Origin of the sequence: Dictyobacter aurantiacus, assembly GCF_003967515.1 — a bacterium.
Lineage (GTDB): Bacteria > Chloroflexota > Ktedonobacteria > Ktedonobacterales > Ktedonobacteraceae > Dictyobacter > Dictyobacter aurantiacus.
Window position 1 is genome coordinate 5,064,094 of sequence record NZ_BIFQ01000001.1, and the last position, 20,277, is coordinate 5,084,370.

Sequence of the window (20,277 nt, forward strand, 5' to 3'; positions counted from 1 at the left end):
CCTTTCCAAAACCTGACTTTTACGGTAAAAATAGAAGAGGTTTTATAGTGGTATTATACGTGTAATTACAAATTAAACTGTTTCCTACCCTGCGTAATATGTAAATGTGAATAAAAAGTGATATAGTTATCATATAGAAATTACGAGGCTGGTGAGTTAAGTGAAGGCTGACCGACTTTGCACGAAAGGATGAGAATTTATACTGAAGGTGTTACTTGTTGTTATAATTGCATGGAAATATTTTGATTTTGTGAAAAGGATATACGGGTTAGATGAATGAAAAAGACCTGCAACCGACGCTAGAAAGCCCTTTTTTAGTCGAATGTATCCACAGATACTATCACGCTCAGACTGTAGAGCTTCATCGTCTACCGAGTGATTCAGGGAAATATATTTTTCGGGTGGACCTGGTAGATGGGACGCGCCAGATTCTACGCGTCGTAACAGATTCCGACAAGTCCGCCCTCTTTGAGCTTACGCGCCTGCTCCAGTTTTTCGAGCAGCAGGACTATCCAGCGGAGCGGATCATTTTGACGACCGAGCAGGCGACTACGGTAACCGTTGAGGGCTGGCATCTCTTGCTGACAACCTTTCTCGTCGGCAATCCTTTGGAATACACCCCTTCAATGTTCCGCCTGCTAGGAGGCGTTGTAGGACAGCTCCACGCGCTCAAGCCTGTGCTCACCTACGATCCGCCACGCGCGGGCATGCTGCCGTCAAACGAGCTGGCCTTCGCACAGCGGCAGCTTGATGCCGTCGCCACTCGCGTCCCACATCTCTATATCCCACAATTTGATCTATTAGAGACAACTCTCTCGTCGCTTGATCGCGGCACCCATCTGCCCACGACGCTCATCCACAACGATTGCCATCCTTTCAATGCTGTGATGACGGCACCTGGGCATGTCACTCTTCTGGATTGGGAGGGATCAGGCCTGGGACCGGCGGTCCTCGATGTCGCTTTCTTGCTATCCAACTGCGATGGAAAGGCCCCCTGGTTCCCTCTATCTCCAGAGCCTTTTCATCCAGCCACAGAACTGCTGCAAGCGGTCATTGAAGGCTACCGCCAGTACCATCAATTGACTACCGCTGAACTCGCTTACCTGGCGGACGCGATCCGCTTTCGTTCTCTTGTATTTGGCGTCTGTAACTTCGCTGCGGCCATCGCCCAGCAGCAAAACGCCGGGTTTTCCCAGTGGTGGTGGACCCGCTATCGCGCCGCTGACGAGATCGCGGATCAGGCCCGAACTCGTTTTGAGCAGCTTTCCCAGTAGCCATGCATACCTGGTGTAATCTATTTCTTTTCAGTTGAGTGCGGTCACTATGCGTTCAAAAAGGTCGGCTGATGGTCGAGCGGCTATTGTCAGGGCGCCCACGCGTTTGGCTTCATGCTTGAGCCATTGTCCGTAGAGCCAGCTTACCCGGGCACGCTTCTCCTGCGGACCGTGTTCGGGCTCACGCTGCATAAAATTGCGACGGAATTGTTCTTCGCTGTCTTCATACAGGAAGAGTGCTTGTACCGGGTTCCGCTGTGAGCTATCTGAAAAAGCTGTAGCCAGCATGGGGAGGATGAAATCCCCTTCCAGAATAACAGGCGCTCGACTTTCAATGTGATTGGTGATCACCGCCGCTAGCGCCGGCACCATCACCTGGCCCACGGCGATCGTGTGTTTGACAATCTCCTCTACCGGTAAGTCTCCCGCTCTAGGATGGGTGCGCCAGTAGTGCAGGACAGGTTGCTCCGCGGGCGTCGTCATGCGCTCAAGCACCACCTGGAAATCATCGACTTCCGTGATCCCAATTCCGAAGTGCTGCGCCAGCCGGTAACTGACGCTGGTCTTCCCAACGCCAGAAGGACCGCCGAGCAAGAGAACCTGCCATGGGCGGTGAGGAATGCCATGATTCAACGAGGGTAGCCTCCTATCTACATAGATAGATAAGTATAAATATATCCAGTTAGTAGAGATATTTATAATCCTCTTCGAGGTAAGCATTAATTTTCTGCGTCGTAATATCGGAGATGCACGTTTGCTTCTGCAGCATCTGCCCGACTGAGGGGGACACCGCCATCTCCTGCCATCTCGCTTGCTCCCAGAGCCTTGAGCGCTCGATTGCCTTTGTACAATGGATAAACGCCTCTTCAACCTCGACGCCGATGCCAAGCAGAGGCTGCTGACCCTGAACGGTGGAGCGCGCTAAAATATCCTTATCCCGGATCACGCAGGCTCGCCCATTGACGCGCAACGCCTCCTTTTCGCCAGGGATAAGAAAGAGCATGCCGATGCTACCGACCTGGATAATATTGCCCAGTGTATCGACGCGCCGATTGCCCGATCGTTCCGGGATCACGAGCGTCACCTCATCCAGAATCTGCACAAAGCCTGGCGCATCGCCACGCGGGGACACATCACAATACCCAAACGAGTTCGTTGTCGCCATTAAAAGAAACGGCGATAATCTGATAAACTCCTGGCATTGCTGGTCGAGGCTGGAAAGTTGCTTGTAGCGAACAACCTGGCTCGGCGTCCCTACCAACTGACGTAAGGCCGCCTCAGACGTCACTGGGTTTGTAAATCTGGCTGGACCCATAACGTACAATCCTTCTCCTTGATTATTAAATTAACTTCTAATTATAGTACCATTAAACATTTATATAAATTTATATTCTTATTTATAAATACAGCTGTAGCTTCTCATGTGGTGTAAAACCCAGACAAGCAAGTACAATCATCCTATAGCTAGGCGCTCAAAACGTTACTTTTTGGGCAGGCTATTAGTCATCCCTGGCAGGGGGAACATAGCGATCACCGCCAATGGGATTGCGGAGCGGGAAGAATCTATTTGAGAAATACCAGGCGATATATGTTTTTTACCTTCCGAATATTTTATAATCTTCAAATGAGTGTAATGCAAAATAGAAGGAGCAGAAAACGACGTGGACAAAAAAGGATTTCAGCTCATACCCTGGCCGCGTAAAAATACTGTGAGGGCAAGATTGCTGCGTATCTTTCTCTGTGGGATAATTCTTCTGCTTGTTCTTGCGGGTTCAGGAGCAATCTATCAAACGATCGCGACCGCCGTTGATCGGCACCAGTTTGGTCTCGCCGGGCAGATGGTTGATGTAGGGGGACATCAGCTTCATCTGTACTGTACAGGGAAAGGAAGCCCGACCGTCATTCTTGAGGCGGGTCTTGGTGATACTACACTCGTCTGGAGTAAGGTACAACCTACCGTCTCCATCTTCACACACGTTTGTTCCTACGATCGGGCTGGCGATGGCGCGAGCGATCTTGGCCCGACCCCGCGCACGGGTGCGCAGATCGTGACCGAACTTCATACGTTACTCACGAACGCTCATATTTCGGGTCCCTATATCCTGGTTGGGCATTCATTAGGTGGACTCTATGTGCGCCTCTATGCCAGCACCTATCCCCAACAAGTCGCCGGCATGGTGCTTGTCGATCCAAGTTATGAAGATCAGCCACCTCCTTTAGCTCAGGATATACAGAGCCATTACGCCGATCAGTGGTTGGCGAGGTTTGGTATCCCGCGCCTGGCTCTTCAATTGAATCTCGCGTCCGCCAGCAACTTTAGTGAATATCCTCCAGATGTCCTTCCTGCGCTAAAAGCATATCAGGCTCAGCCACAGTTTTTTCACACCTATGCTGATGAGCTCACAGCTTTTAATCAAACCGCCAATGAGGTACGCTCTTCGGCGCAACGCGCAGGGAAGGAACCATTGGTGGTCCTTTTCCATGGTTTACCTGTGCCCCCGAATGCATCTCATCAGGAATTTTTCGCTCATCTCTCATCCCGCAGCATGCTTGTGGTTGCAAGTCGCAGCGGCCATTACATCCAACTCGACCAACCTGATCTTGTCATCAAAGCTATTCGGCAGGTGTTTCATGAAACGATCCATGCATAGGCTGGACAATGCCTTTAGTAGAGATGCTGATAATCCTCTTCGAGGTAAGCATCAAGTTGCTGTGCCGTCTTATCGGCGATGTGCGTATGGTCGTGAAACATCTGTCCGATGGATGGTAGCGCAGCCAAATCGGGCCAGCTCGCTTGCTCCCAGAGCTTTGAGCGCTTGATTGACTTGGCACAGTGGAGGAAGCCTTCCTCCACCTCGACACCAATCCCGAGCTTCCTTTTCCGCGATACGCAACATAAATCGTAGGTGCCGGGCTTGCCCCGGCTTTGGAGCCCTCCGCAGGAGCGGCGACCCCGTGCCTGGGCGCGCATGTTGCGCCAACGTTGCGTTATTTGCGGCGACGACCCTTGATGATAAGGATGGCGAGCAGGAGGGCGAAGGCGGCCGCTAGCGCCGTGACCGGCCTGGGCGTCTGTTTGGTGACGCTGTCGTTGCTGGTTTTCTTATATACCCCGCCAGCGGCGTAGGCGTCATCCAGCAGCTGGATGGGATGCTTGACTTCCATGGGGAGGCCGCGCTGGCGCATGCCCATGGCGATCTGCATCATGCAGCCGGGATTGCCGGTGGCAATGATCTGAGCACCCGTTGCCTCGACGTTGTTCATCTTGCGCTCCAACAGCTCGTGTCCCATCTCCTGATTGGTCAGGTTGTAGATGCCGGCGCTGCCGCAGCACCAGTCTGACTCGGGCAGGTTGACCAGCTTGAGGCCGGGGATGCTCTTGAGCAGCTGGCGCGGCTGCTGCTTGATCTTCTGACCGTGCAGCAGGTGGCAGGCGTCATGATAGGCGACGGTGTGGTGGACCTCGCCCATCTGCTGCACCGGCTCGATGCTGACCAGGAATTCGCTGATGTCTTTGACTCTGGCGCTGAACTCCTGGGCCTTCTGCGCGTAGTCGGGATCGTCGCGCAGCAGGTGGTCGTACTCTTTGAGCGTCGAGCCGCAGCCGGCCGAGTTGATGATGATGGCGTCGCAGTTGTAGGGTGCGAACGTATCGATGTTGTGACGGGCCAGCGCGCGTCCCCTATCGGCCTCGCCGCCGTGGACGTGCAGGGCGCCGCAGCAGCCCTGCTGGGGTGGGGTGATTACCTCGCAGCCGTTGGCGGCCAGCACGCGGACAGTGGCCTCGTTGATGTCGTGGAAGACCTGGTCCATGATGCAGCCGCTGATGACGCCTACGCGGTAGCGCTGCTCACCGATGGCAGGTGTGACCTCGGGTAGCGGGGCAGGGATAATGGGTCCTCCGGCGTTGTGCATCAGCTCTTCGGGGATCTTGAGTTTGCCCTTGAACGGCGTGGGCAGGTTGTTGGCCGCGTCCAGCAGGCCCGTTTTGTGCACGACGGTTTGTAGTCCGCTGCGCTGGTAGAGCTTGAGGCCGCCAAAGACCAGAGAGAGTGTCGTGCGCGAGGGGAGCATGGCGTCAAAGAAGAAGCGCCGCAGCAGGGTGGCGGAGATGCTGTTCTTGCTCCGACTGACCGTTGGCGTGGTGGTCTCATCGTACTCGTCTCTGGCGTGAACGTCGGGACCCTCCTGGGCTGCCACTTTGTTGGTGGTGAGCTGAATCTGCTCGCGCGCCGCCTCGATCAGCTTACCGAACTGCACGCCCGATGGGCAGGCCGTTTCGCAGGCCCGGCAGCCGACGCAGCAATACATATGCTCGATAAAGTCGTCGGAGATGTCCAGCTTGCCATCGGCGACCGCCTGCATCTGGTAGATGCGCCCCCGGGGCGAATCCATCTCCACCCCCAGAACGGCATAGGTCGGACAGGTAGGCAGACAAAATCCACAGTGGATACATTGACGCATCAGGTCATAGGTATGCGTGTGCCGCCGCAGCGGTCCCTCGCTCGGTGGAATGAACTGCACTGTTCGTGACTGTGTATACTCTGTGCTCATGATTTTAACCTGCCTCCATTGCTAATGGTTATTATTGATTATTCATGACGCTCCGGTCGCGGTGAGCCAGATTGATATGGTCTGCGTTGCTGCGTCCCACGCGACGGGTAGGGACGCGTTTGCGGACCCCGTGGGCGTTCTTTGCCCTCCTGGCGCGGCCCCCGTGATTGAAATGGACGTTGCTGTGGTCCTCGGGTATGCTCCGGTCGCCCCTGTGGTCCTCGATGCGCTGGCTGATTCCTCATCTGCGACGGTCGGCCGGAATACTGCGGCGTCCGGGCCTGCGGCAGCGGTTGGGCTGCCACTACGGTGACCTCCTGTCGATTGTGGAAGAGCTGATGCGCCTGCACGACCGCGTAGCTTCTTTTGAGTATGTTCAAGGCTTCTTTGAGATTGACAAAAGGATCAATGGCAAGGGTGGCATGGGGCAGCTTAAAGACGCTGATCATTAGCCCTTCTTCCGGATCCAGGCAGGCGGCGGCCTTACTGATCAGCCGCGCCGCCTCGCGGGCGTCCATGCGCATGTCGTTGACGATCAGATCATAGTGCTGGTGGCGCTGTACCGCTTCCTCCAGATAGTCTTCAGCGTAGCCACGATAGTGCGTCAGGCCGCGACGTCCGGCCAGGCGTGGATCGAGCTTCGCCGGATCGACGGCGACAACCTCAAGTCCCGCGTCCAGCAGCAGCCGTGTCCAGCCACCGGGGGCCGCTCCCAGGTCCAGCGCTTTCCCCTCTGTGGGTAGTATAACACCAAACACCTCTATTGCTTCAAGTAACTTGAACTCTGCGCGGCTGATTTGTTCATCCGTCTGAGCATAGTGGCGGGCACCCCCGGGCCAGGCGCTGAGATTTTCCTCGGCCGTTGAGATGCCAAGATAGCCTCTGTCCATGGTAGCGAGCAGTGAGACGATCACCTGTGGTTTTTTGACATCCTCGATGGCGGCGGTCTCCTCGGCCAGTGCCTCGGCCAGCGCCTTGTTGATCTGCCCGCCGCTATAGGCACGCTCGCCCCTGCTCTTATCGGTCTGCGTCAGGCGCGTCTGTACCGCGAAGTGCACGCCGCGCTCCAGCTGGGCGAAGCCCGGCAGTTGCACGGTGGCCAGGGCGACCGTGCCCAGGTCGTTCTCGTTATTCTGCAGCGGCACGATGGTCTGCACCGGGGCAATGTGGCGCGCGAACACCGGCCGCGACTTACTGACGATCGTTATAAAGCGCGCCACGTCCTCGGCGCGGCAGAGCAGAATTCCGGGCGCGATCTCTTCTTCCATGCTCAGGCTCGGATCCAATGTCTGCAGTTCGGCCAGTGCCGCCTCGCTAAATTCTGGTTGTGCGGTCACCAGGCATAAATTTTCAGTTGTACTCACAATCCTCCTACGTATCTCCCTGTTACAAATAATCCCTGTGGATCAAATTGTTGTTTGAGCCGTTGCATCAGATAGAAATCTGCTCGGGGCTCTCCCCATACACTCAGGCGTTGTTTCAAGCGTGTCGGGCAGCGCTCCAGGACCAGGCTGCCCTTGTATGTTTGCGCGTAACGGCGCAGTTCGGTAATCGCATCGACGACGTGGGTATCGGCTTCATGGGGACCTAACTCAACGTAGAGGATGCCGTTGCCGGCATGCGCGACGATGTTGGCGACCAGTTGTTCACGCTGGCACGTCTCTTCAACGTGACGCAGCGTGGCCGCGACCCGCGTGATCGGGACGCTGATCTTGCAGGTCAGCGCGCTCAGCATCTGCAGGCTGACCATCTGCCAGAAGCGCTCCTGGTTGTGTCCCTCCAGGTCCTGGCAGAGAAACGCCTGGTGGGTCTGCGCGAGCTTATTCGTTTCGTCGATCTGGCGTGCAATGGCTATTGTACTATTTTCGTAGTCAACTGCCAATGTGTAGCCCTGTTCCGGGATCGGGAAATCGAAGAATGGCGTGGCATCTTTGGGACTGTGCAGCGCGATCAGCTCGATGGCGCTGGGGGCCAGGGGTGATTTGAGCAGGGCCTGCGTCATTCGCATGGCATCTTCGCAGCGTGCGAAGGTAAAGAGCAGGGTGCGTTCCGCCTGTGGCAGCGGATTGAGCTTGAAGTTGGCCTCGACGATAATCCCCAGGGTTCCAAATGAGCCGATGTAGAGCTTGTTGAGATCGTAGCCGGCCACGTTTTTGACGACCTTGCCTCCGCTGCGGCTAATCTCGCCATTAGCCTGAATGACGCGCAGGCCGATTAGCTGGTCGCGGGCGGTACCGTAGCGCAGCCGTTTGGGACCGCTGGCATTGGTGGCCAGCATCCCACCAATCGTCGTCGCATCCCCATCGGGCGGATCGAGTGCCAGTCGCTGTCCCCTGGCGTTGAGCGCGGCCTGCAGGGCCCCTAATGTGATGCCAGCCTCCACCTGGCAGGTCAGATCGGGCACCTCGTGCTCCAGGATGCGGTTGATTGCCGTTGTTTCGAGCAGCACATCTATGTGCTCGGGCCGATCGCCGGTATTCATGTGCGTGCCATTGCCGCGTGGAAGCACGCGCAGATGCTGTTCCTTGAGGAAGCGCACGATACGCGCCGCCTCCTCGACCGTCTGCGGCTGGATGAGGAGTCCGGGTAGGCGATCGTCGACCGCGTAATCGAGCAACTGCCCCGGATCACATATCATCGGCGTCTGTGGAAATTGCTGCTGGACTGCTGGCACAAATGGCGCTATCTCTACCATGGTCTTTATCTCCCCAGAAGATGTAAGGCGCTGCCTCTATCCACATAATGAAAGCTAGATCTGCCTCAGTTCCGCGCACCGTCCTGGTAGCGGGAAGAGCTTGCCCGGATTAAAGAGTTGCCGGGGATTCCAGGCGGCCCGCACCTGCTGCATGGTGCGCAGGTCCGCTTCGCTAAAGATCAGGGCCATCTCTGCCTGCTTTTCGAGGCCGACCCCGTGTTCGCCGGTGATCGTGCCTCCGACCGCCGCGCAGATTTCAAGGATCTCGTGGCCCGCCATGCGCACCCGTTCGACCTCGCCCTCAACCTGGCTATCGAAGAGGATCAACGGATGCAGGTTTCCGTCTCCGGCGTGAAAAACGTTGCCAACTTTCAGATTATAGCGCTGGCAGATCTCGCTGATGCAGTTCAACACGTACGGCAGTTGCGTACGCGGCACCACACCATCCTGAACATAGAATTCAGGACTGATGCGCCCGACGGCTCCAAAGGCGTTCTTGCGTCCCGCCCACAGCAACTGACGCTCCGCCTCGTCGGCGGCGATGCGGATCACGCGCGCATGGTTCTTTTCGCAGATGGTCACGATCTGTGCCAGCTGGTCCTCAACGCCCTCGCGCAGCCCCTCGGTCTCCATCAAAAGTACCGCCGCGGCATCCATGGGATAGCCCGCGTGCGTGTCGGCCTCGACGGCCTGCAGGATCATCTGGTCCATCATCTCGATGGCCGCCGGGATAACTCCGGATGCGATGATCTCGGAGACGGTATTGGAGGCATCCTCCATCGTATCGAAGACGCCAACCATCGTCTTGACCGCCTCCGCCATCGGTACGATGCGCACAATGATCCTGGTGACGATACAGAGCGTGCCCTCGGAGCCGATCAGCAGCCCGGTCAGGTCGTAGCCAGGCAGGTCACTGGTCTCGCCGCCGATCTCGACGATCTCGCCTTCGGGCGTGACGATCTCCAGTCCCATCACGTGGTTGGTCGTGACACCATAGATCAGTGTATGGGGCCCGCCGGCGTTCTCGCCGACGTTGCCGCCGATGGTGCAGGAGCGCTGGCTGCTGGGATCTGGCACGTAGGCGTAGCCATGGGGATTGAGCGCCTGGCTGAGGTGAATATTGACCACGCCTGGCTCCACGATGGCGCATAGATTGTCATAATCTATCGACAGGATACGATTCATGCGCGCGAAGGCGATCACGATTCCGCCGTAGATGGGGATCGCGCCGCCACTGAGACCGGTGCCGGCCCCGCGCGGCACCACCGGCACACCGTAGCGACCGGCGATCCTGACGATCTCGGCTACCTCGCGATTGCTGGAGGGCAGGACGACGATGTCTGGTCGCGCGCGCTCGATTGAGGCATCATACTCATACAGAGCCACGTCGTACGGCGTATGGAGCACATGGGCCTTCCCCAACCTCTGCTGGAGCTCCTGCACCACCGCGGCTTTCGTGGTCTCGGACATCCTTGTGTAGAGCGGTTCGGCGTTCATTGCGGCAGTTTGTTCTACAATGCTCATCGTTCGTCTCTTTCCCTTCTTTCTTGCCTCGCATCCCTGTGGATCTACCGCTACTGTCCAACGTCCAATAGCTCGCATAAAAGAGACAGTGCGGCGGCGCAACTGCATGCAGCCATCGCTGGCTGCGACGATCTACGTATAAGCAAACGTGTTCAACAATGATGGATACTTCCAATACTTTGATAATAACATATCGCGCTGCTCCCCAATCTTAAGAATGTATCTGACTCTTGTCATTATGGGGGCACGTGAGTGCCCCCGCACGGGCGTCCGCTGCGCGGCCGCAGCGGTTTTGTGTGTTGGTGCATCGGGTGCGCATCCGCGCACCCGATGCACCAACACACAAAGGATTCCTGAGCGCCGCGGGTGCGACAACTCAAGCGTGCTCAGGACGATGATCGTGAGAGTCAGACACATTCTGAATGAATGCGCGAGCTCCCCGCTTTAATGTGAATGCGCGAGCTCCCCACATTAATGTGAATGCGCGAGCTCCCCGCTTTAATGTGAATGCGCGAGCTCCCCACATTAATGTGAATGCGCGAGCTCCCCGCTTTAATGTGAATGCGCGAGCTCCCCACATTAATGTGAATGCGCGAGCTCCCCGCTTTAATGTGAATGCGCGAGCTCCCCACATTAATGTGAATGCGCGAGCTCCCCACTTTAATGTGAGTGCGCGAGCTCCCCACTTTAATGTGAGTTGTTGCGACAGGGGCGCATTCGCGCCCCTGTCGCAACAACTCAAAAATCAGTGCGGCCGCGCATGCGGACGCCCGTACGGGGGCGCTTACGCACCCCAAAAAAAGTGTGTCTGACACCCCCCTCCCTTAGTTCAGCAGGCGCTTTGGCAGGTACTGTTTATGGGCCATTGCCAGATCGTCGTAGACCTTCTCGGCTTTGTTATAGGACCACACCAGTGGATTGGCGGCCAGGGCCTTGATGGCGTCCTTGCGGGTGCCCCACAGGGCGACGCGCGCGGTGGCGCCTTCATACTCGGCCAGGGCGGCGATCAACCCGCGCTGGTCGAGGCTGAGCCCTCCATCCTTCTGCGTGAGCGGCGTCGCGCCACGGGCATCAACGCGACAGGGTAGTTCCACCACGCGGTCATCGGCCAGAAAGTTGATCGATCCGTTATTGGGTACGTTGAGCACCCACTCTTCGCCCGTGTCGTCCAGAATTGAGCGCATGACAGAGAGCGCGCGGCCGCTCAGACCGAGGTCTCCTGGAAAGTTTATGATTTGTGACACGTCGGGATGGTCGTTGGACGCTTCCCTCTGGTAGGACGCGAGCAGTTGGGGGAGGCGCTCAATCAATGTTTCCGTTGGCGTCTGTTTGCGCTGGCGTTGATAGTCAAGCACGATATCAGAGTAATAGTAGTAGTGCATATAGTAGGAGGGGATAGCCCCGTACTGTGTTGCCAGGCGAGCCAGCAGGATCGTGGGATAATTCTCTTCGTTCATATCCGGATTGCTCTGTAAGAAATCCTCGTACCACTTGATGGCCGCAGGTAAGATGTTTTCTCCATCGCGCCATATCGCTGTGGTCCAGTTGCCATGGCTAAGCCCGACCTTGCGCGGATGGATGCGTTTCTTCGGTTCCGCGCCGATGCCTGTGCGTTTCAGGATAAGGTCGGTTTCGGGATAGGGATAGTCCTCCATGCCGATGGCGCGGATGCCGCTGGCATGCGAAATAGCCTCGGTGACGATATTGCTCGGGCTTGTGTAGTTGAGCAGAAAGGCTTTGGGGGCCAGTTTCTCGATTTCAGCGGCGATGCCGGCGATGACGGGTGCCGTGCGCAGCGCGTAAAAGAAGCCACCGGCCCCAACGGTATCCTGTCCGATCAGGTTATGGCGCAAAGGCAGTTTCTCGTCGATCACACGCGCCCGCAATCCCCCCGTACGAAACGTGATCAGCACAAAGCTGGCATCCTCGATGGCCTCTTCCTGGCTGGTCGTCTTCTCGATCTGTATGCCGGTGTCCGCCTGCTGCAGAAGCTTGCTGGCCAGCGTATACGTCAGATTGAGGCGCTCCTCATCGATATCCATCAATGTAATCTGACAGCCGCGCAGGGTATTGGGATGCTGAATCAGATTTTGTATAAAACCGGAACAATGCAGGCTTCCGCCCCCGATAATGGCGATCTTGGCATGGTGATTGGGAGGGGTTGCGTTATTTTCCAGATAATTTTGTGCTATCATCAAGCGTCTCGCTTCAGGTAACTTTGCCAGGCTATGGCACCAGTACCTCCTGGTTGTATTCCTTGAAGGCAGCGAATTTTGCTGCCTGCCAATCTATTACTCATCTATAATACAGTACGCATCACGGGCGACGGAAGAGACGGCGCCAGTGCCATATTACTATAGTGAGAGAGAGCAACAGGACGGAAAGGATGACTTTTTGTAGCACATTCCCACCTGTGGCTGGTTGCATGCTGTTCTGGGTAGACACCGAGGATACATTATCTATTGTACCAGAATGATCTTGGGGAGTGGGAACGTGTACATCTTTCCAGTTTGCCTGGATATACCTGGCCTGGTTCGGTGGCTTCATGGCGATCTTTGTTGGATCCCCTGACTGGTAGTTGCTGCCCGACTTGAGGGTGGACCCGCGCGTGCGGCTGGACGAGGACGACTTTGCTCGGGTGGTTGGTGTGCTGCGGCGTCCCTTTGGGGTGACGGTCGCTTTGGGGCTGCGCGCCGTCGCCGTGATCTGTGGTGGCGCTGGCGGCACATTGCTGATACCCAGCGTGGGAGTGTGGGTCACGCTCCAGTGGGGGCCACCATCGGTGGTGCGGGCGTAAGATGTGCCTGGCTGTAGCGCGGGAAGCCTGATCTGGTCGAGCACGCTCTCAACGTTGAGCAGGCGGATCAACGTGTTCTTGCTGATCTCTAGAGCAAGATTGGTGGGTGGGAATATAACGATGAAACTGTGAGCCGCTATGGTGACCGGCGAAAAATAATAGGGGGTCGTGTTCGCGCCGCTATCAATGCTGCCATGGGAGAACTGGATGGTTTGCGTTGATGTGTTATAGAGCTCGATGCGTGGAGCATTGGCGACGTCGATGCTCGTCGATGGCTTGCAGGAGAGTGACGCCGACAGCGGCACGAGCTGGATCTCATTGAGGACGATAGAGCCCGGCGATGGCGAGGACTGCGAAGGCGTTCCCGGCGTTTCTGGTAAGCAATCCTGGGCGTGTGCCGCCTGCAGGTCGGGCTGCAAAATGGCAACAAAAGAGGCCACGCCCAAAAGTAGACAGGTAAGACAAGTCATGATCAACAACCGCACAACTCCACCCCTTTATCATAACTAGTGTATTCATCACCATGTCGTTCAATCAGAGAATGATCCTTGGTGTATCATGCCAGATTGTATATATAAACTATTGAGAACGTGACCATGGAAAGATAGATATTTTTTACAGAAGCGCTCTTTACCAGATATACCCGCTGCAATCTGACTTATTGCGAGAGATATTTGAAAGGCACTTCACGTTTGCCGGGGAATTTATCCTGCATGGCGCGGCGCACGGCTTCAACGCTGCTTTCACCGAGTGTAAAAGCGATGACGGAGCCGATGATAATGCCACAAATGCCACCCAGCGCAATCCCTTCTAAGAACAAACGATTACGAAAAAATGTCATCGTCGCCACCTTTTCTAACAAAACTATTATTGTAAGTACACAACTGTCTTTGCTTCGCTCCAAAGACGCTCAATGCGGTAATATTCGCGTTCCTTGGGTCCGAAGATGTGTACAATAATGCTACCAAAATCGAGGAGTACCCAGCCGGAATCGGCGTCCCCCTCGCGATGAAGGAGCTGTGCTCCCTGTTTCCCTAAATCTTCATCAATGGTATCGGCGATGGCCTGAATCTGACGTGTGTTGCTGGCGCTACAGATAACGAAGTAGTCAGCAATGACGCTCACGTCTCGAATATCGAGCAAGAGAACGTCAGATGCTTTTTTGTCATATGCGATATCCGCGGCTGCCTTTGCTTGCTGGTCGATATCTAACAGAACTTCCTCCACGAGTGCTTCCTATGTCGTTCGCACCTCTCGGCGATGTGCCGCAAGTGGTTCATAAGAACTTGAATTTAAATGTTGTATCCGCATTATAGCATGACCGACCACTGCTTGTTAAGAGGCAAATGACCCAGGCGAAATGCCTATTGATGATCTCCTATTGCCGATCCTTCCTCTCTACCCGGAGGGCCGGGCGCCTTTCTACAACAGGACAGATGTCCCAGTTACGCCATCGCGGGCGACTCCCTGTAAAAGCTCCTGTACTGATTTGCCGCTGCGCGGATCTTGCATGGCGGGCGCGATTTCAGCCAGCGGCACCAGGACAAACGCACGCTCATGCATGCGTGGATGGGGGATAACCAGGTTCTCCTCCGTGTATACCAGTGTGTCGTAGAAGAGAATATCGATGTCGACCGGTCGTGGTCCATTGCGTATCGTTTCCTGCCGTCCGAGCTGGTGCTCAATCGTTTTGGCTCGCCGCAGCAGTTCTTGTGGCGTCAGATTGGTATATCCATGGCAGACGATATTGAAAAAGCAAGGCTGATCGAGATATCCTACCGGCTCGGTTTCATAGACGGTCGATACCTGCTGGATATCGACGACCGCGCGCAAGCGCCGCAACGCCTCTTGCAGGTGCGCCCGGCGATCTCCCAGATTAGAACCCAGGGCAAGGTAGACATCGTGTGTCTGGGAACATTCGGGACTCTCGTCACCCATGCTTACCAATGACCTCTCTTTATCGTGTATATTACTCCCTATAATTGGGACGTATCGCATCCCCGGTTCGTTGCGATTTTAGGAGATGGTACTAGATAGTTGAAGTTGTGTGTAGGGATGTCCTACGTCGCAAACGTGCAGCTATTTCTGGAAGACGGCCAGGCGCCTGAAAACGGCCTCCGTACCATAGCGGCTATCACCACCCACCAGGAAGCCCAGCAGTCCGGTGCTGTACGTGGTATCAGTAAAAGTGGAAACGATCAATTGTCGATTCATGTAGATCTGGAAGCGTGCCCGCGAGGCGACGACCATGATGGTATTGAAGGGGCCGTAGCCCGGCTGGATGGTGCCGGTATAGGTCCAGTCGATCAGGGTCAGCCAGTGGGCGGGATCATTGCCCATGGCGCGCTGGAGGCGGTAGCTGCCGTAGCTATTGATCTCCAGCACATAGAAAGTCTTGCTATATGGATTGAGGCGGAAGACCAGTCCGCAGAAGTCCCCGTAGAGCATCTTCACCTGGACGGACATGACGGTGTTGGCGAAGCTCTGCTGATTGGAGTAGCACCAGGCCACGGCGTGGGCGAGACCGGTGTGCACGTGATAGCCCTGCGGCGAGAAATAGCACTGACTGCCGTCGTTGATCCAGCCGCTACTCTTCCTGTCCATCTCATCGTAATAGAGGATCTTGCCAGCCCCGATGGCGCTGGTGATGCCGCTGCTGGCCTGGATGCGCGCCTGCGCGGCTAGCGTGGCCTGCAGGTGGAGATGGGCGAGCTCCGTCTGCGTCGCTTTGAGCAGGACGGTTGGCCGTGGAGTGAGATGGTGCCGGGGTGGTGCGGGCGCCGGTCGCGTCTCCCACATGAAGAACAACGGTAGGGTGATGCACAGGACCACGATCAGTGCCAGCACGACGCTATGCACGGGGCTGATACGCTTCTTTTTTTTGAACATCTCCGAGGTGTAGGGGATAAATGATGATTTGTCCCGTTCCAGGGGGAAGAGCTGGGGTTTGGTGGATGGGATGTTGAGCTGGGTGGTAATCTGCTCGATGGCGGCCATGGTGGTATCTGTGTGTTGCTGCTGGTTGCTCTGCTCGTACTCTACCTCGTGCTCGCCGCTGAAGACGCAGGCCAGCGCTTCTTCTCCCAGGTCGCGCGTGCGCTTCTGGATCAGGGCCACCTTATAGGCCAGCGCGAACGCCTGTGCCTCCTGGAAACGATCTTCCGGCGCCTTGGCCAGCGCCTTGAGCATTACCTCTTCGATGGCCGGTGGAATCTCACTGTTTATCTGACTGGGTGGTATCGGCGGGGTCTGAATGTGCTTGAGAGTAACCCCGACAGGCGAATCAGCCGTGAAGGGGACGCGGCCGGTCAGCATCTGGTACAGGATGATTCCCAGCGAATAGATGTCGCTGCGGAAATCGTTGTGCCCATCGGATTGTTCGGGGGCCATATATTCAGGGGTGCCGACCATGGCTCCGGAGTGGGTCTGAAATTCGGCCTCGATCTTGGCCTTGGCCAGGCCAAAATCGACCAGGTAGGCGTGTCCATCCAGCCGGAGTAAAATATTGGATGGCTTGACGTCGCGGTGGATGACTCCATGCTCGTGGGCGTGTTGCAGGGCTGATGCGATCTGTTCCAGGAAGCTCCCGGCCTCCTCCAGCGTTAAACGCTCACGCTTATGCAAATAATCGCGCAGCGTGCCACCCTCTACAAAGGGCATCACCAAGTAGTACCAGGGGCGCTGCTCCCCAAAATCGTAGAGAGGCAAGATATGGTCGTGTGAAAGGGCTCCCACCGCGCGCGCCTCGCGTTCAAAGCGGCGTACAAATGGCTCATCACTGCCATACAATACTTTGACGGCTACATAACGTTTGACGCGGCGATCATAGCCGAGGTAGACTTCAGACATCCCACCCTGGGCCACCCGGAACCGTAGTTCGTAGCGCCCTAACTTTGAGCCTTCTAACCCCTTCATGAATCCTCACTCCTACTTTTACCTCATCCACCCCGTGGGTACCGGGCTCATCCCGGCTTTCTCTATGATTGTGCTAATCGCACCGTGGAGAGAGCATAGCATTTCTGTATGTCAGGCAAGAATACATGCGTACCGCTCTCCCCCTCTTTCAATCTATTGTTTAGCGCGTGAGCCAGTAGCGCTCCAACCGGATGGTTTCAACCGGTCGGATATCTCTGGCGTAGTTGTCGATGAGCCGGTGCATGGTTTCTCGGCTGCCAAAGTTTGAGTCGATCTGAGAGCGATACATGTCGGCGGCCTCCAACTTCAAGGGCATCATCTCCGAGATCTCGACCAGGTTATACTCGAAGGCACCACCCAGCTCCTGTAGCCGCTTCTCCAGCGCTCCAGGATCGCGCTGCACATAGGGAAAATCCTCGTAAAAATAGACCTTCGCGCCACGCTGAACCAGGCGATCGGCCGCCGAGCAGACGATCTGGTGGTCGATATGATGGCCGACGCCCAGCGGGGCATACCAGACCGTATCGGGCAGGCGGTCACGTAGCTCGACCAGCATGTTGCCCAGTTCTCTGTCCAGCACGCGGTCATCGGGATGCACCTCGCCGCCCATTAGCTGCTCTTTGCTGGTATAGTAGCCAGGGTTGCCGCGATAGATGGCCTCTGGATAATCGAGCCACAGGTAGTCGGCCTGCAGATAGTCGAGGGCGGCGCTATCCTCTTTGCGGCGCTCCTCCATGACGCGCAGCGCGCTCTGAGCATCGCTGGCGCCCCAATCGCGCACAACCTGCAGGGCCAGTGAGCTCAGCTGCTGACCTGGTCTGGGTCCACCGGCAAAGGCCGTAATGACCAGTGGATGCAGGCCGGAACTGACCTGAACGCCCAGCGTGCCGCCGCATGAGTAGACGATATCATCTAGATGCGGGGCCAGGAAAATATGTCGATGCTGTCGGGTTATATCGTTTATGCTTGTGAGTCGCAACGCTTTATCTCCTCCATAAAATGGTTTTTTCTTGTCGGTGCCGGGCGTGTCCCGGCCTGCCGTAGATGCCGGCTTGCCCCGGCTTTAAGGTAAACGCACACCCTCCTCGTTGGCGTCGAGCAGGCCATCTCTGACCAGCCCTTCAACGATCTTCTGTAGCCAGTCGTGATCCTGCTCACCGAACTCTGGCTTGATCTGCGGCCCCAGAGCGGTCAGCGGAATACGCTGTTGAGCCGGTGTCGAGCGGAGTAGATCAACGATGCGTCCCCGGAAATAGCGGTTGGTGCTGGTAAAAGGTCTGGCCTGATACCCGGTCTTTTTCTCGGCAACTTTCCGCAGCTGACGGAGCACCTTCCCTGAAGGGAAGAGACTGTACTGGCTCATTTCAGTGTAGGCCGCGCATTGCTGCTGCAGGGGACAATCTCCACACAGGGGATTGCCGCTGCTGCAGACGGTGGCCCCCATGTCCATCAGCGCCTGGTTCCAGTTATAGGCGTGTCCCACGGGCAATACCTGCTCGGCGAGGGCCAGCATCTGGGCATCGTTGGCTTTGGGATCTGGATGTTCCAGACCGAGAAAGACGCGGTGCAGGACCCGGCGAATATTGGTGTCAACGGTGGCGACCTGCTTGCGATAGGCGAAGCAGGCGATAGCCCCGGCCGTGTAGCGGCCGACCCCTTTCAGCTTCAATAATTCATCGATGGTATCCGGGATGCGCCCATCGTAGTCCGCCAGCACCTGGCGCGCGATTGATTGTAAGCTCACGGCGCGCCTGTTGTATCCAAGCGGCACCCAGACGGCGATGACGTCAGCGGTAGAGGCCTTTGCTAGCTCGGCCAGGGTCGGAAACGCCGCCAGAAACTGCTGGTACTTGGGCAGCACACGGTCAACCTGGGTTTGCTGCAGCATGACCTCTGAAACCAGGATCGCGTATGGATCATTGGTCTCGCGCCAGGGCAGGGGGCGCTGCTCCTGCTCGTACCATGACAGTAACGCGCTTTGCACCAGCGCGAGATGCTCTGGCTCCGCTTGCGCTAGAGCGGTCGGCGGCGATGTGTGTTTACCCATGCGACCTCAAGACTTGCTCGCGTGCGTCTTTGGCTCTTGTTGGAACCGACCGTTTTGATCGTTTGAGGTGGCTCCCCGCTCCTCATTGCGTTTGCGAACGCTCAGGGTAAAGAGCGTATCGCCGCCCTCCTGCCAGCATTTCGCGTCGGCTGCTGGTAGGTTCTCACATTGGACCCAATCGTTGGCATCACGCAGCACATGGCCTTTGATGCACTTGGCATACGAGATGTGTTCATTTAAGTCAGGATCACCCGGCTTAACTCCGGGTGAAGCAATCTTCGGAATAAAAAATCTGCACCAGGGCACGGTTATGTACCTTCCTTATGTATTTATAATGATAAATCAGGCTTGGTATGATAAATACTACTACCGCGATTCGCGAGTGAGCCTGGCCTCACACCTGGCAGTTCTATCATTTATGCATCATAGAAGCTGTTGCTTATAGGTAACTTGTTGAATAGCGCGCTGGCCGCACGTGTGGGATCAGGATCTACTCTTTATGCTCTCCCCGCCATTGGACGGAGGGGCTAAAAAATTTCTGGTAGCTCTGCTCATTATAGCGCATGTTGCGACCTTGAGTCTATAGAATGAGAGTTTTTCTATTGCCGGTGCATACTTTGTGATGTCGGGACACATGCCCTGTCAGCGTGGTTGACAGGCCTCGCTACTGGTGAGAAGCCGGTGCTCGCCTTCATGGCTTCTGGCAGATCAGTACCAATCTGCTTTCAATGGTGAGCGCGCTGCCGTCGAGTCCGCCGTAGTAGGTGGTCAGTTCGAGCCCGGCCTGGCGTAGCATGTGTGCCAGCTCGGTGAGCGTGTAGACGCGGATGGATTGCCGGTGTTCGCTACGTCGGCCATCGGGATAGAGCAGGCTGATGCGCACGTTGTTATGGCTGCTAAACAGATCCAGCTGACGCTCTTCAAGTACGATCAGGCCATCGGGATAGCGGATGATGCCCTGGGGGGCACTGGTGCGGGCGACGCGGGCCTGGTGAATGGTCTCCAGCAGGAAAAAGCCGCCCGGCTTCAGCGCCTTATGGACCTGCTGCAGGACCTTCTGATCCTCTTCGTCGCTGTCAAAGTAGCCAAAGGAGGTAAACATATTGATGATGGCATCGAATTCATTCTCGAAGGGGATGGTACGCATGTCGCCTTGCAGCCAGCGAACCTGCAACTGCTGCTCGCTGGCGCTGGCCTGAGCACGCTCTAGCAGCCGCGGACTGAGATCCTGTCCCGTCACCTGGCAGCCGTAGCGCGCCAGCTCCAGCGCGTGACGACCGTAGCCACAGCACAGATCCAGCACGCTGTGTTCCGGCTGCAGATCCAGCAGCCTGATAATATCCGTCACATCCTGCTCGGTGCTGGCTGGCAACAAAAATGGTGCATACAGACGGGCATAGTCCTCATTGAAAAACTTCTCATACCACGGCGTTTCACCCATATTCCGCTTCCTCCTCAAAATAATCGCGCT

At 56.4% G+C, this 20,277-nt stretch carries 19 protein-coding genes; 2 read left to right on the plus strand and 17 right to left on the minus strand.

The genetic code is table 11. From position 1 onward, the window contains the following. Positions 1 to 272 precede the first annotated feature (272 nt). Positions 273 to 1,274 carry a phosphotransferase enzyme family protein gene (locus KTT_RS20275; RefSeq protein ID WP_126597718.1) on the plus strand — a complete coding sequence of 334 codons (1,002 nt, stop codon included), beginning with the start codon at positions 273 to 275 and terminating at the stop codon, positions 1,272 to 1,274. Between the two features lie 30 nt (positions 1,275 to 1,304). On the opposite strand, the gene KTT_RS20280 is transcribed toward KTT_RS20275, so the two are convergent. Both KTT_RS20280 and KTT_RS20285 read right to left on the minus strand, forming a co-directional pair. Continuing rightward, positions 1,305 to 1,907: a hypothetical protein gene (locus KTT_RS20280; RefSeq protein ID WP_126597719.1), complete on the minus strand. Its 603-nt coding sequence runs from the start codon at positions 1,905 to 1,907 to the stop codon at positions 1,305 to 1,307. 49 nt (positions 1,908 to 1,956) lie between these two features. Beyond that, positions 1,957 to 2,589, minus strand: coding sequence for an MSMEG_1061 family FMN-dependent PPOX-type flavoprotein (locus KTT_RS20285; RefSeq protein WP_126597720.1), 633 nt, complete (start codon positions 2,587 to 2,589; stop codon positions 1,957 to 1,959). Positions 2,590 to 2,935: 346 nt separating this feature from the next. Here KTT_RS20285 and KTT_RS20290 point away from each other — a divergent pair, with 346 nt between their 5' ends. Next, positions 2,936 to 3,925 carry an alpha/beta fold hydrolase gene (locus tag KTT_RS20290; protein WP_126597721.1) on the plus strand — a complete coding sequence of 330 codons (990 nt, stop codon included), beginning with the start codon at positions 2,936 to 2,938 and terminating at the stop codon, positions 3,923 to 3,925. Between the two features lie 14 nt (positions 3,926 to 3,939). On the opposite strand, the gene KTT_RS20295 is transcribed toward KTT_RS20290, so the two are convergent. The 15 genes from KTT_RS20295 to KTT_RS20365 all read right to left on the minus strand — a co-directional run bounded on the left by KTT_RS20295 (position 3,940) and on the right by KTT_RS20365 (position 20,247). Continuing rightward, a complete protein-coding gene (locus KTT_RS20295) occupies positions 3,940 to 4,128 on the minus strand; it encodes a PNPOx family protein (RefSeq protein WP_126597722.1) in 189 nt (62 codons plus the stop codon). Positions 4,129 to 4,262: 134 nt separating this feature from the next. After that, positions 4,263 to 5,828: a (Fe-S)-binding protein gene (locus tag KTT_RS20300; RefSeq protein ID WP_126597723.1), complete on the minus strand. Its 1,566-nt coding sequence runs from the start codon at positions 5,826 to 5,828 to the stop codon at positions 4,263 to 4,265. Positions 5,829 to 5,866: 38 nt separating this feature from the next. Further along, on the minus strand, positions 5,867 to 7,192 hold the full coding sequence (locus KTT_RS20305) for an SAM-dependent methyltransferase (protein WP_126597724.1): 1,326 nt from the start codon (positions 7,190 to 7,192) through the stop codon (positions 5,867 to 5,869). Then, positions 7,189 to 8,523, minus strand: coding sequence for an FAD-binding oxidoreductase (locus tag KTT_RS20310; RefSeq protein ID WP_126597725.1), 1,335 nt, complete (start codon positions 8,521 to 8,523; stop codon positions 7,189 to 7,191). The genes KTT_RS20305 and KTT_RS20310 overlap by 4 nt, the downstream gene beginning before the upstream one ends. A 54-nt stretch (positions 8,524 to 8,577) precedes the next feature. Continuing rightward, positions 8,578 to 10,047, minus strand: coding sequence for an FAD-linked oxidase C-terminal domain-containing protein (locus KTT_RS20315; protein ID WP_126597726.1), 1,470 nt, complete (start codon positions 10,045 to 10,047; stop codon positions 8,578 to 8,580). An 824-nt stretch (positions 10,048 to 10,871) separates the two neighbouring features. Beyond that, positions 10,872 to 12,242, minus strand: a complete 1,371-nt coding sequence (locus KTT_RS20320) for a family 4 glycosyl hydrolase (protein ID WP_126597727.1) — start codon at positions 12,240 to 12,242, stop codon at positions 10,872 to 10,874. 121 nt (positions 12,243 to 12,363) lie between these two features. After that, the gene (locus tag KTT_RS20325; protein ID WP_126597728.1) at positions 12,364 to 13,320 is read right to left on the minus strand and encodes a hypothetical protein; all 957 of its coding nucleotides are present in this window, start codon (positions 13,318 to 13,320) and stop codon (positions 12,364 to 12,366) included. Between the two features lie 182 nt (positions 13,321 to 13,502). After that, entirely contained in the window at positions 13,503 to 13,685 is a 183-nt protein-coding gene (locus KTT_RS20330; RefSeq protein ID WP_126552569.1) for a hypothetical protein, read from the minus strand. Positions 13,686 to 13,711: 26 nt separating this feature from the next. Next, the gene (rsfS, locus tag KTT_RS20335) at positions 13,712 to 14,071 is read right to left on the minus strand and encodes a ribosome silencing factor (RefSeq protein WP_126597729.1); all 360 of its coding nucleotides are present in this window, start codon (positions 14,069 to 14,071) and stop codon (positions 13,712 to 13,714) included. A gap of 195 nt (positions 14,072 to 14,266) precedes the next feature. Further along, the gene (folK, locus tag KTT_RS20340) at positions 14,267 to 14,782 is read right to left on the minus strand and encodes a 2-amino-4-hydroxy-6-hydroxymethyldihydropteridine diphosphokinase (protein WP_126597730.1); all 516 of its coding nucleotides are present in this window, start codon (positions 14,780 to 14,782) and stop codon (positions 14,267 to 14,269) included. Between the two features lie 141 nt (positions 14,783 to 14,923). Then, positions 14,924 to 16,759 (minus strand): protein kinase domain-containing protein, encoded by a 1,836-nt coding sequence (locus tag KTT_RS20345; RefSeq protein ID WP_126597731.1) that lies wholly within the window; start codon positions 16,757 to 16,759, stop codon positions 14,924 to 14,926. 160 nt (positions 16,760 to 16,919) lie between these two features. Further along, positions 16,920 to 17,738: a PIG-L deacetylase family protein gene (locus KTT_RS20350; RefSeq protein ID WP_126597732.1), complete on the minus strand. Its 819-nt coding sequence runs from the start codon at positions 17,736 to 17,738 to the stop codon at positions 16,920 to 16,922. An 84-nt stretch (positions 17,739 to 17,822) separates the two neighbouring features. Further along, a complete protein-coding gene (locus KTT_RS20355; RefSeq protein WP_126597733.1) occupies positions 17,823 to 18,806 on the minus strand; it encodes an A/G-specific adenine glycosylase in 984 nt (327 codons plus the stop codon). A 6-nt stretch (positions 18,807 to 18,812) separates the two neighbouring features. Next, the gene (locus tag KTT_RS20360) at positions 18,813 to 19,112 is read right to left on the minus strand and encodes a hypothetical protein (protein ID WP_126597734.1); all 300 of its coding nucleotides are present in this window, start codon (positions 19,110 to 19,112) and stop codon (positions 18,813 to 18,815) included. Positions 19,113 to 19,497: 385 nt separating this feature from the next. Continuing rightward, positions 19,498 to 20,247 (minus strand): class I SAM-dependent methyltransferase, encoded by a 750-nt coding sequence (locus tag KTT_RS20365; RefSeq protein WP_126597735.1) that lies wholly within the window; start codon positions 20,245 to 20,247, stop codon positions 19,498 to 19,500. Positions 20,248 to 20,277: the final 30 nt, after the last annotated feature.